Origin of the sequence: Clostridium ljungdahlii DSM 13528 (genome assembly GCF_000143685.1) — a bacterium.
Classification (GTDB): domain Bacteria; phylum Bacillota; class Clostridia; order Clostridiales; family Clostridiaceae; genus Clostridium_B; species Clostridium_B ljungdahlii.
On sequence record NC_014328.1, the window covers coordinates 89,124 to 101,479 of the forward strand.

Below are 12,356 nucleotides of genomic sequence, written 5' to 3' on the forward strand. Positions count from 1 at the left end.
AATGATAAAAGTATTAGTTAGTGATGGAATGGAAAAAGAAGCTTTAAATAAATTAATAGAAGATGGCTATGAAGTTGTAGACAAACATTTTGAAGAAGATGAATTAAAGGAAAAAATAAAAGAATTTGATGTAATAGTAGTTAGATCTGCTACTAAAATAAGAAAACCACTTATAGATGAGGCTAAAAAAGGTAATTTAAGACTTATAATAAGAGGTGGGGTTGGAGTAGATAATATAGATGTAAAGTATGCTACTCAAAACGGAATAACAGTTAGAAATACTCCAAATGCTAGTACTGTGTCAGTAGCAGAGCTTACTATGGGCCACATATTTGCAGTATCAAGATATATTAATATAGCCAATGTAACTATGAGAGATGGAAAATGGGAGAAAAAGAAATATAAAGGCGTAGAATTGTATGGAAAAACATTGGGGCTTATAGGATTTGGAAGAATTGCAAAAGAGGTTGCAAAGAGAGCAGCTGCTATGGGAATGAGGATAATATATACAGACATTCTTGGTATGGCAAAGGGATATAATAATTATGAATTCTGTGAACTCAACGATTTGTTAAAGAAGGCAGATTATATATCGGTTCATATACCTTTCAATAAAGAGCAGGGAGCTGTAATAGGAGAAAAAGAATTCAACATTATGAAAGATGGAGTTTTTGTAATAAACTGTGCAAGAGGCGGAGTTATAGATGAAAAAGTTCTAGCAAAGGCATTAAATACAGGAAAGGTAGCAGGAGCTGCACTAGATGTATTTGAAAATGAGCCTAAACCATGTGAAGAACTCCTAAATAATGATAGAGTATCAGTAACACCTCATATAGGTGGTTCAACAGTTGAGGCTCAAAAGAGAATTGGAATGGAAATTGTAGATATAGTTGAAAAATGTTTAGATAAAAATTTGGTTAATGCATAAGGAGGACTAAAATGGCAACTTTAAAAGCCTTCAAAGCCATAAGACCAAGGGAAGATGTAGCTTGTAAAATAGCTGCACTTCCCTATGATGTTATGAATAGTGAAGAGGCAAGAGAAATGGCAAAAGATAATGCATATTCTTTTTTGCATATAGATAAAGCTGAAATTGATTTAGATACAAATATAGATCCTTATGATAAAAAAGTATATGAAAAGGCAAATGAAAATTTGCAAAACATGATAAATAATAATTTACTTATAAAAGATAATAAGAAAAATCTCTATATATATAGACTGATTAGAAATGGAAAGGCACAGACAGGTATAGTAGGATGTACTTCCATAGATGATTATATTGATAATAAAATAAAAAAGCATGAATTTACAAGAAAAGACAAGGAACAGGATAGAATAAACCATGTTGATACTTGTGATGCAAATACAGGACCAATTTTTTTGACATATAGATATAATGAAAAAATTAATGATATAGTAGATAAGTGGACTAATGAAAAAAAACCGGTTTATGATTTTGTAGCTGAGGACGGCGTTACAAATACTGTATGGGTTATAGATGATGACAAGGTAATAGATACTATTTGTCAGTTGTTTAATAATATAGACAGTCTTTATATAGCAGATGGTCATCACAGGACAGCTTCTGCAGTTAAAGTTGGTATTAAAAGAAGAAAGGAAAATCCAGATTACAAGGGAGATGAAGAATTTAATTTCTTCCTGTCTGTACTTTTCCCGGATTCAGAGTTAAGTATCATGGATTATAACAGAGTTGTAAAAGATTTAAATGGCCTTACCCGTGATGAATATATGAATAAGATTTCAGAAAAGTTTAATGTGAAAGAATATGAAGGTAAAGATCCTTATAGACCGTCTAAGAAACATACTTATGGTATGTATTTAGGTGGAAAGTGGTATGAGATTGAAGCAAAAGAGGGTACTTATGATCCTTGTGATGTTGTTGAAAAACTAGATGCTTCTGTCCTTCAAAATAACTTATTGAATCCAATTCTTGGAATAGATGATCCACGTACAAATCCTAGAATTGATTTTGTAGGAGGAATAAGGGGACTTAATGAATTGGAAAAAAGGGTAGACAAGGAGAGAGAAGGAGTTGCTTTTTCCATGTATCCAACTACATTAGATGACTTAATGGGAATAGCTGACGCGGGAAAAGTAATGCCTCCTAAATCCACCTGGTTTGAACCTAAACTTAGAAGTGGTTTATTCATTCATGAATTAAAGTAAATATTATAGGGGTTCTAAGTAGAAAATTTACTTATACTAACAAAATTCAATTAGAATCACTATAGACCAGTTAATTTTATAATATTAGGATAATATTAAATAAAGCTTCAGCCTGTTAGGTTGAAGTTTTTATTTAATGGAAAGATTATTATAACTAGTATTAAGGAAGAAAAAGCATTTTTACTGATAAAATAATAGCCATTTTTTATGTTATAATTAATTAAGAAAGTTTAATTTTAAATTAGTATATGCAAAAATATAAGAATTAATTTTTAAATTGGAATTTCTATAGTATTGATTTAATTGGGAGAGATAGAAATGCTTAAAGAACAACTTGTAACCATTAGTTTAGTTAGTGGGAGTAATAGTGAATATATAATAAGGGATAACTGTGGCATAACTTTAGGACGGGTGTTCATAATTGAAATTTCCTCTAAAAATAAATGCTGTATAATTAGAATAAAATTTTATAAGTGGGGGGAATCTAGTTACAGGTTGCTTAAAAATTCACTTAGTATATTTATAGAAATACTTTTTAAAAATGCTAATTTAAATAAAATAAATATATTAGCAGATGAAGATATAAATATAGCTGCATTTACAGATCTAGGATTTGAACTCGAAGGTATAATAGCAAATAGTATTAAGTCTGATTCTGGATATAAGAATGAAATATTATTTGGGTTAGAACTAGATAAATTTAAAAACATAAGCATTAATAGGGGATTACATATAAAAGGTAGTAAGATAAACCTTTCAGTACTAACGCCAGAAAATGCAGAAAGTGTACTAAATTATTATATAAAGAATAAAGATTATCTGAGTAAATTTGAGCCTGACCGTGAAAAAAATTTTTATACTTTAGATATTCAAAAGAGAATTTTAATTGAAAGTTACAGGGAATTTTTGAGCGGAAAAAGTGTGAATCTTGGAATATATAAGGATAAAACGTTTATAGGAAAGATACAGATATCTAATATAGTTATGGGAGTGTTTAAAAGCGCATTTGTAGGATATTCTATAGATAAAGATGAGCAGGGGAAGGGATATATGAAAGAGGCATTAAAATTAACTCTTGAGTATGCCTTTAATGAAATGGACCTTCATAGAATAGAAGCTTCTACATTAGTAGATAATATAAGATCTCAGAAAGTTCTTTTAAGTTGTGGGTTTAAGGAAATTGGATTGAATGAAAAGTACATATTTATAAATGGGAAGTGGCAGGATCATTTAACTTTTAATAAGATTAATCCAAGAGAATAATAATAAAAAGAGTAAGGTTTGGTCTTTAAAAGCAGGGGGTTGTAAGTATAAATTACATAAACATATCCATGTGTATCTTTATATAAAAAATGTAGAAATAAATAGAATATAGAAGTATTAGTGATATAAACTTAAAATTTTTAAATTATTATGTATTATAGAACTTTAACCTGTGGTATAATAATCTTCGTTGTCTTGAGAAAAAAGATTTCAGCGAATATGTTTTATATATTTTATAAGAAATAAAAAAACATGTTGACAGATTAAAACTCAGATGATATACTATAAAAGCTGTCGAAGTAAGACGGTAAAATGATCCTTGAAAATTAAACAGAGGAAGATATAAGTACAACTTATTTAGAATAAACCAGCAATTCTTTTGAGCTGTGAAAGCAGCTAAAAAAGTAATTTCGTAATAAAAAGAGTCAATACAAACTTTTAAATTAAGAGTTTGATCCTGGCTCAGGACGAACGCTGGCGGCGTGCTTAACACATGCAAGTCGAGCGATGAAGCTCCTTCGGGAGTGGATTAGCGGCGGACGGGTGAGTAACACGTGGGTAACCTACCTCAAAGAGGGGGATAGCCTCCCGAAAGGGAGATTAATACCGCATAATAATCAGTTTTCACATGGAGACTGATTTAAAGGAGTAATCCGCTTTGAGATGGACCCGCGGCGCATTAGCTAGTTGGTAGGGTAACGGCCTACCAAGGCGACGATGCGTAGCCGACCTGAGAGGGTGATCGGCCACATTGGAACTGAGAGACGGTCCAGACTCCTACGGGAGGCAGCAGTGGGGAATATTGCACAATGGGCGAAAGCCTGATGCAGCAACGCCGCGTGAGTGAAGAAGGTTTTCGGATTGTAAAGCTCTGTCTTTGGGGACGATAATGACGGTACCCAAGGAGGAAGCCACGGCTAACTACGTGCCAGCAGCCGCGGTAATACGTAGGTGGCGAGCGTTGTCCGGAATTACTGGGCGTAAAGAGTGCGTAGGCGGATATTTAAGTGAGATGTGAAATACCCGGGCTTAACCCGGGCACTGCATTTCAAACTGGATATCTAGAGTGCGGGAGAGGAGAATGGAATTCCTAGTGTAGCGGTGAAATGCGTAGAGATTAGGAAGAACACCAGTGGCGAAGGCGATTCTCTGGACCGTAACTGACGCTGAGGCACGAAAGCGTGGGTAGCAAACAGGATTAGATACCCTGGTAGTCCACGCCGTAAACGATGAGTACTAGGTGTAGGAGGTATCGACCCCTTCTGTGCCGCAGTAAACACAATAAGTACTCCGCCTGGGAAGTACGATCGCAAGATTAAAACTCAAAGGAATTGACGGGGGCCCGCACAAGCAGCGGAGCATGTGGTTTAATTCGAAGCAACGCGAAGAACCTTACCTGGACTTGACATACCCTGAATATCTTAGAGATAAGAGAAGCCCTTCGGGGCAGGGATACAGGTGGTGCATGGTTGTCGTCAGCTCGTGTCGTGAGATGTTAGGTTAAGTCCTGCAACGAGCGCAACCCCTGTTGTTAGTTGCTAACATTTAGTTGAGCACTCTAGCAAGACTGCCGCGGTTAACGCGGAGGAAGGTGGGGATGACGTCAAATCATCATGCCCCTTATGTCCAGGGCAACACACGTGCTACAATGGGCAGTACAGAGAGAAGCAAGACCGCAAGGTGGAGCAAACCTCAAAAACTGCCCCCAGTTCGGATTGCAGGCTGAAACTCGCCTACATGAAGTTGGAGTTGCTAGTAATCGCGAATCAGAATGTCGCGGTGAATACGTTCCCGGGCCTTGTACACACCGCCCGTCACACCATGAGAGCTGGCAACACCCGAAGTCCGTAGTCTAACTTAGGAGGACGCGGCCGAAGGTGGGGTTAGTAATTGGGGTGAAGTCGTAACAAGGTAGCCGTAGGAGAACCTGCGGCTGGATCACCTCCTTTCTAGGGAGTCGAAAGATAGAGTATAATCTATCTTATAAATTGATGGTTTAAGTAAGTTAGAAAGTCTACTCTGTTTAATTTTGAAGGATCAGATAGATTCTTCTTTCAGTTTACAAGCAATTAGGAATGTAAATTGAAAAATTGTCCTTTGAAAATTGCACAGTAAATAAGAAATAAAGTAAAGCTAAGGTTATAATATAACCTTTGTAGAATAAACTTTAATATCATTTTAAAGATTTAAGATGATACAAAGAAAATTGCTAATAGCAATTTTCGACAATAAAGGTCAAGCTACAAAGGGCGCATGGAGGATGCCTTGGCACCAGGAGCCTAAGAAGGACGCGATAAGCTGCGAAAAGCTCTGGGTAGGCGCAAATAGCCAGAGAACCAGAGATATCCGAATGGGGAAACCCACCTAGACAACGCTAGGTACTGCAAACTGAATACATAGGTTTGTAGAGGCAAACCCGGGGAACTGAAACATCTAAGTACCCGGAGGAAGAGAAAGAAACATCGATTTCCTAAGTAGCGGCGAGCGAAAGGGAAAGAGCCCAAACCAGGAACTTGTTCCTGGGGTTGCGGATAGGTCATAAAAACTGTGAAGTGTTAATTGAAGAGAGCTGGAAGGCTCCGCCGGAGAAGGTAAAAGCCCTGTAAATGAAAACAAAGAGCAGTCAGATCTAATCCAGAGTACCACGAGACACGAGAAACCTTGTGGGAAACAGGGAGGACCACCTCCCAAGGCTAAATACTACCTGGTGACCGATAGAGAAGGAGTACCGTGAGGGAAAGGTGAAAAGAACCCCGGGAGGGGAGTGAAATAGAACCTGAAACCGTGTGTCCACAAACAGTCGAAGTACGTAAAGTACGACGGCGTGCTTTTTGTAGAACGAGCCAGCGAGTTACGATATGCAGCAAGGTTAAGTACTTAAGGTACGGAGCCGGAGGGAAACCGAGTCTGAAAAGGGCGAAAAGTTGTATGTTGTAGACCCGAAACCGAGTGACCTATCCATGGCCAGGTTGAAGCGGAAGTAAAATTCCGTGGAGGACCGAACCACGTTGGTGTTGAAAAACCATGGGATGAGCTGTGGATAGCGGAGAAATTCCAATCGAACTCGGAGATAGCTGGTTCTCCTCGAAATAGCTTTAGGGCTAGCGTCGGAAATGAGTAATGGAGGTAGAGCACTGAATGGGGTAGGGGCTGACAACAGTTACTGAACCTTATCAAACTCCGAATGCCATATACTTGAATTCCGGCAGTCAGACTGCGAATGATAAGATCCGTGGTCAAAAGGGAAACAGCCCAGACCACCAGCTAAGGTCCCAAAGTGTAAGTTAAGTGGGAAAGGATGTGTGATTTCTAAGACAACTAGGATGTTGGCTCAGAAGCAGCCACTCATTTAAAGAGTGCGTAATAGCTCACTAGTCAAGAGATCATGCGCCGAAAATGTCCGGGGCTAAAACTTACCACCGAAGCTGTGGACTCGAAAGAGTGGTAGAGGAGCATCCTGTATGAGTAGAAGTCGTACCGGAAGGAACGGTGGATTGTACAGGAGAGAGAATGCTGGCATAAGTAGCGAGAAATAAGTGAGAATCTTATTGGTCGAAAACCTAAGGTTTCCTGGGGAAGGTTCGTCCGCCCAGGGTAAGTCGGGACCTAAGCCGAGGCCGAAAGGCGTAGGTGATGGACAATCGGTTGAAATTCCGATACCGCATAAAAGCGTTTGACAAAAGGGATGACGCAGGAGGATAAGGTGTGCATACAAATGGATGTATGTCTAAGCATCGAGTCAGGTATACCAGGAAAATCCGGTATATCAATGATGAGGTGTTATGGGGAACCCGCAAGGGGAAGTACCTGATTTCACGCTGCCGAGAAAAGTCTCTATGGAGTTTTTATGTGCCCGTACCGCAAACCGACACAGGTAGGTGAGGAGAGAATCCTAAGACCATCGGAAGAATTGTTGTTAAGGAACTAGGCAAATTAACCCCGTAACTTAGGGAGAAGGGGAGCCACGCAAGTGGCCGCAGAGAAAAGGCTCAAGCAACTGTTTATCAAAAACACAGGTTTCTGCTAAAGCGAAAGCTGAAGTATAGGAGCTGACGCCTGCCCGGTGCTGGAAGGTTAAGGGGAAGACTTAGCGCAAGCGAAGGTCAGAACTTAAGCCCCAGTAAACGGCGGCCGTAACTATAACGGTCCTAAGGTAGCGAAATTCCTTGTCGGGTAAGTTCCGACCCGCACGAATGGCGTAATGATTTGAGCACTGTCTCGACAACAAATCCGGCGAAATTGAAGTGCAAGTGAAGATGCTTGCTACCCGCGATTGGACGGAAAGACCCCGTAGAGCTTTACTGCAGTTTAGCACTGAATTTCGGTATTGTCTGTACAGGATAGGTGGGAGACTAGGAAGTAGTGGCGCCAGCCATTACCGAGTCGATGTTGGGATACCACCCTGATAGTACTGGAATTCTAACCGGGCTCCATGAAACTGGAGACGGGACAATGTTAGGCGGGCAGTTTGACTGGGGCGGTCGCCTCCTAAAAAGTAACGGAGGCGTACAAAGGTTCCCTCAGAAGGGTTAGAAATTCTTCGAAGAGTGCAAAGGCAGAAGGGAGCTTGACTGCGACACAAACAGGTGGAGCAGGGACGAAAGTCGGGCTTAGTGATCCGGTGGTACCTCGTGGGAGGGCCATCGCTCAACGGATAAAAGCTACCTCGGGGATAACAGGCTGATCTCCCCCAAGAGTTCACATCGACGGGGAGGTTTGGCACCTCGATGTCGGCTCGTCGCATCCTGGGGCTGAAGTAGGTCCCAAGGGTTGGGCTGTTCGCCCATTAAAGCGGCACGCGAGCTGGGTTCAGAACGTCGTGAGACAGTTCGGTCCCTATCCGTCGCGGGCGCAGGAAATTTGAGAGGAGCTGTCCTTAGTACGAGAGGACCGGGATGGACCGACCGCTGGTGAACCAGTTGTTCCGCCAGGAGCATAGCTGGGTAGCCAAGTTGGGAAGGGATAAACGCTGAAAGCATCTAAGTGTGAAGCCCACCTCAAGATAAGATTTCCCATAGCGTAAGCTAGTAAGACCCCTCGAAGAACACGAGGAGATAGGTCAGAGGTGTAAGCAGGGCAACCTGTTAAGCTGACTGATACTAATAGGTCGAGGGCTTGACCAAATAAAAACGAAAGAAAAAAAGTTTACTGTGCAATTTTGAGAGGACAGAGTAATTTGAACTCTTAAAAGTTAATATATATGAAAATTGATAGAAGCGAGCAGATTGAGGAAAGGCTTGAATGAGGAGCAGAGTTTACTTATGTAAATGAGCACCGCAATGAAAGACTTGACGAAAATATGAGAAGCTTATAGCAATTTTCGATGATAATCTGGTGGTAATGACGTGAAGGTAACACCCCTTTCCATACCGAACAGGAAGGTTAAGCTTCAGAGTGCCGATGGTACTGCAGGGGAGGCCCTGTGGGAGAATAGGTCGCTGCCAGGTAATATGGTTCACTAGCTCAGTTGGTAGAGCACATGACTTTTAATCATGTTGTCCGGGGTTCGATTCCCCGGTGAGCCACCAAAAGAAGTACTTGAATGTACTTCTTTTTTTACGTGGAAAAAAGCCATAGAATATGGCTTTAGTTACTTAATGTAAATTGAATTAAGCAGTTCTTTTCCTGTAGAAGTTTTAAAATATTTATTTTTCATGTATTCTATATCAGATATTTTAATATTATCTTCATATGCGTTTACTAAAAAGTCGCTTTCAATCAATATCTGTAAATCTATTTTATCAATTTTATTGTAACTATGATGATTACCTATTAAAAAGCATATTCTTTCAATTGCTGTATCATCTAGATCTATTTCTTTAAGCAGTTCTTTAGCTACGGGAGGCCCTTCAATTTCTTGATAATTTCCAGCTGAACTATTATATTTCCTTTCGCTTTCTTTAATCCCTATATCATGAAGTATGGAAGCTAATTCAAGTATAAGCATTTCATTATCATTTAATCCTTCTAATCGACCTATAGTTTTGCTAAAACCATGTACTTTTAAAGCATGATTTATTCTTTTTATATCATTTCCAAAATAAAGTATCATTTTTTTAGTAACGTAACTTGCTAAATCTGACATGAGTGCCTCCTTATGTTTAAATTATAGTATTAGTATATCGAATTTGTACTAGTATATCAATTTTACTGTGATAAAATATTTATATATTTATTAATTGAAAAGTAGAGGATTAGGTGTAATGAAAAGTATTTTATTGGTAGAAGATGATAAATCATTAAATAGGGGAATTAGCTTTAAATTAAGTAAAGAAGGATATAAGGTTTTTTCATCAAGAACTATTGAAGAAGCAAAAATAATATTAGCAGAAAATAGTGTTGACCTTATGATCCTTGATGTAGGCTTGCCCGATGGGAATGGATTTGATTTATGTGGGGAAGTTAGGAAAAAAAATGACTTACTTATTATATTCTTAACGGCCTGTGATCAAGAAATTGATATTGTAACAGGACTTGATATGGGAGCAGACGATTATATAGCCAAGCCATTTAGTCTTATGGTATTAATGTCTAAGATAAATGCTCTACTTCGAAGAAATTCTAATAAAAATCAAAGCAAAAAAATCGTATCCGGAGATATAGTTTTTTCTATAACGGATATGAAAGTGTTAAAAAACGAAGAGGAATTATTTCTAAGTAAGACTGAAATAAAACTTTTAAAGTATTTAATGGATAATGCAGGACAAATCATAACCAAAGATCAGCTTTTAAATAAATTATGGGACATAGATAACACATTTGTAGATGACAATACTATAGCGGTAAATATAAGAAGACTTAGAGAAAAAATAGAGGATAATCCTTCAAAGCCTAAATATATAAAGAATGTTAGGGGAATGGGGTATATATGGATAGAAGGATGTGTAAAGATATGATTGAATATTTAAAAGAAAATCCCTTATTGAAGAAAGTATTTAATATAATGATTATTACTATATTAAGTATTTCCGTGATAACTTGTTTTGTAAATTACTATATAACTGAACAAGTGTATAAACAAAATATAAATTCTACACTTCAATTAGTTGGAACACTTACAAGATTAAATCCTGAAAATGAAACTGAAATTGTAAAAACTGTGCTGTTTAAAAAATATGATGCTAAAAATTTGGAATATGGAAAAAGTATTGCTAAAAAATATGGTTATGGTGATGAAGTTACAGCATGGAATGATGATGCATTTAATAAAAATGTATATAATATGATAAAAATTAATTTTATATTGTTTATAGTAATCTTAATTGAATCAATGTTGATTTTCAGAAGCTGCAGTTTATATGTTATGAAAAGGCTTGAGTATATATTAAATAGTGTTGATGAGGCAGTAAATGGAAAACTCTTGACGGATATGAATAGCTTTAATGAAGGAATTTTGTCTAAGATATATTCTAAAATGTGTGATTTAAGCAGAATACTTAATTTAAATATCGAAAAATTGTATAGGGAAAAAGAAAATATAAAGTATCTTGTTACAGATATTTCACATCAAATAAAAACTCCCATATCCTCAATTAAACTCTTTAATTCAATTTTAATAGAAGATGAAAGTATAAGTAAAAATGAAAAAAGAGAATTTTTAAATACAATAAAAGAAGAAGTTTTAAAACTTGAGTGGCTTACAGGTTCCCTTATAAAGTTGTCCAGGCTTGAAGCTGGTATGATTGAGCTAAAAAAAGAAAAAAGGTCTATAAAGTATACAATACATAAAGCTATAGAAGGAGTTTATTCAAAAGTTCTGCAAAAAAATATAGAGATAAATGTTGAAAATGTATATGAATTTTCTATTTTCCATGATGTGAGATGGACTAAAGAAGCAATAGTTAATGTACTGGAAAATGCCATAAAGTATACAGATAGTAATGGGAAAATAAATGTAAGTATGACTGATATGAATTTTTTTATAAGAATTGATATAGAAGATACTGGTATAGGAATACCAGGTGAGGACTTCAACAAGATATTTAAACGATTTTTTAGAGGAAATTGTAAAATAGTTCAAGAATCTGAAGGTTCTGGTATAGGATTATATCTTACAAGAAAGATACTAGAAGAGCAAGGTGGAAGTATAATGGTTGATTCAAAGCTAGGGGAAGGAAGTAAATTCAGCCTTTTCTTACAAAAATGTAAGTGATATTGAAAGTGAATTGTAATATTAACATGTTATCCTCTAAGTATAATAATTAAATATTGAAGAGAGGTAATGTTATGAAGGTATTGGAAGTAAAATCTCTAAAAAAATATTATGGGAAAGATGAGAATTTAGTTAAAGCAGTCGATAATGTAAGTTTTTTTGTAGATGAAGGGGAGTTTGTTGTAATAATTGGTACATCAGGTTCAGGTAAGAGTACACTGCTTCACATGGTTGGAGGTCTTGATAAACCAACATCAGGGGAAGTTTATATTGTAGGACAGAATATATTTTCAATGAAGGATGATAAGCTTGCCATATTTAGAAGAAGAAATATAGGTTTTGTTTTTCAAGCATATAATCTTATACCTGTCTTAAATGTGTGGGAAAACATAACACTCCCAATAGGACTTGATGGTAAAGAGGTAGATGAAAGTTATGTTAAAGAACTTATGGAAACTTTGAATATATATAATAAGAAAAATTCACTGCCAAATGCCCTGTCAGGTGGGCAGCAGCAGAGAACGGCTATATGTAGAGCTCTTGCAGCTAAACCTTCTATAATACTTGCAGATGAACCTACAGGAAATCTTGATTCCAAGACAGCGCAAGAAGTTATGGCGCTCTTGAAGATGTCAGTAAAAAAATATCATCAAACTCTAATTATGATAACTCATGATGATAAAATTGCACAGATGGGTGATAGAGTGATTAGAATTGAAGACGGAAAAATAGTGCAAGGGAGGGAGTAAGT

At 37.1% G+C, this 12,356-nt stretch carries 7 protein-coding genes, 1 tRNA gene and 3 rRNA genes; 10 read left to right on the forward strand and 1 reads right to left on the reverse strand.

Features of this window, described 5'->3' with window-relative positions; all coding sequences use genetic code 11:
- Position 1 precedes the first annotated feature (1 nt).
- The 7 genes from CLJU_RS00470 (at position 2) to CLJU_RS00500 (ending at position 8,981) form a co-directional block, all read left to right on the forward strand.
- On the forward strand, positions 2-928 hold the full coding sequence (locus CLJU_RS00470; protein ID WP_013236799.1) for a D-2-hydroxyacid dehydrogenase: 927 nt from the start codon (positions 2-4) through the stop codon (positions 926-928).
- Between the two features lie 11 nt (positions 929-939).
- Positions 940-2,190, forward strand: a complete 1,251-nt coding sequence (locus CLJU_RS00475) for a DUF1015 domain-containing protein (protein WP_013236800.1) — start codon at positions 940-942, stop codon at positions 2,188-2,190.
- A gap of 318 nt (positions 2,191-2,508) precedes the next feature.
- Positions 2,509-3,453: a GNAT family N-acetyltransferase gene (locus CLJU_RS00480; protein ID WP_013236801.1), complete on the forward strand. Its 945-nt coding sequence runs from the start codon at positions 2,509-2,511 to the stop codon at positions 3,451-3,453.
- A gap of 439 nt (positions 3,454-3,892) precedes the next feature.
- Positions 3,893-5,402: ribosomal RNA gene (locus CLJU_RS00485) — 16S ribosomal RNA — on the forward strand.
- A 284-nt stretch (positions 5,403-5,686) separates the two neighbouring features.
- A 23S ribosomal RNA gene (locus CLJU_RS00490) occupies positions 5,687-8,576 on the forward strand.
- Positions 8,577-8,783: 207 nt separating this feature from the next.
- Positions 8,784-8,900: ribosomal RNA gene (gene rrf, locus CLJU_RS00495) — 5S ribosomal RNA — on the forward strand.
- The 16S, 23S and 5S rRNA genes sit together here with 1 tRNA gene alongside, the layout of an rRNA operon.
- A 5-nt stretch (positions 8,901-8,905) precedes the next feature.
- Positions 8,906-8,981, forward strand: a tRNA-Lys gene (locus CLJU_RS00500).
- A 62-nt stretch (positions 8,982-9,043) separates the two neighbouring features.
- Here the strand turns inward: CLJU_RS00500 and CLJU_RS00505 are convergent.
- Positions 9,044-9,538, reverse strand: coding sequence for an HD domain-containing protein (locus tag CLJU_RS00505; RefSeq protein WP_013236802.1), 495 nt, complete (start codon positions 9,536-9,538; stop codon positions 9,044-9,046).
- A 118-nt stretch (positions 9,539-9,656) separates the two neighbouring features.
- Here CLJU_RS00505 and CLJU_RS00510 point away from each other — a divergent pair, with 118 nt between their 5' ends.
- The 3 genes from CLJU_RS00510 to CLJU_RS00520 all read left to right on the forward strand — a co-directional run bounded on the left by CLJU_RS00510 (position 9,657) and on the right by CLJU_RS00520 (position 12,354).
- Positions 9,657-10,349, forward strand: coding sequence for a response regulator transcription factor (locus CLJU_RS00510; protein ID WP_013236803.1), 693 nt, complete (start codon positions 9,657-9,659; stop codon positions 10,347-10,349).
- A complete protein-coding gene (locus CLJU_RS00515; RefSeq protein WP_013236804.1) occupies positions 10,322-11,605 on the forward strand; it encodes a sensor histidine kinase in 1,284 nt (427 codons plus the stop codon). The genes CLJU_RS00510 and CLJU_RS00515 overlap by 28 nt, the downstream gene beginning before the upstream one ends.
- Positions 11,606-11,679: 74 nt before the next feature.
- A complete protein-coding gene (locus CLJU_RS00520) occupies positions 11,680-12,354 on the forward strand; it encodes an ABC transporter ATP-binding protein (protein ID WP_013236805.1) in 675 nt (224 codons plus the stop codon).
- The last annotated feature ends 2 nt before the right edge of the window (positions 12,355-12,356 follow it).

Coding starts and splice junctions, on each gene's coding strand:
- CLJU_RS00470 (WP_013236799.1), top strand. CDS start 2: ATGATAAAAGTATTAGTTAGTGATGGAATGGAAAAAGAAGCTTTAAAT.
- CLJU_RS00475 (WP_013236800.1), top strand. CDS start 940: ATGGCAACTTTAAAAGCCTTCAAAGCCATAAGACCAAGGGAAGATGTA.
- CLJU_RS00480 (WP_013236801.1), top strand. CDS start 2,509: ATGCTTAAAGAACAACTTGTAACCATTAGTTTAGTTAGTGGGAGTAAT.
- CLJU_RS00505 (WP_013236802.1), bottom strand. CDS start 9,538: ATGTCAGATTTAGCAAGTTACGTTACTAAAAAAATGATACTTTATTTT.
- CLJU_RS00510 (WP_013236803.1), top strand. CDS start 9,657: ATGAAAAGTATTTTATTGGTAGAAGATGATAAATCATTAAATAGGGGA.
- CLJU_RS00515 (WP_013236804.1), top strand. CDS start 10,322: ATGGATAGAAGGATGTGTAAAGATATGATTGAATATTTAAAAGAAAAT.
- CLJU_RS00520 (WP_013236805.1), top strand. CDS start 11,680: ATGAAGGTATTGGAAGTAAAATCTCTAAAAAAATATTATGGGAAAGAT.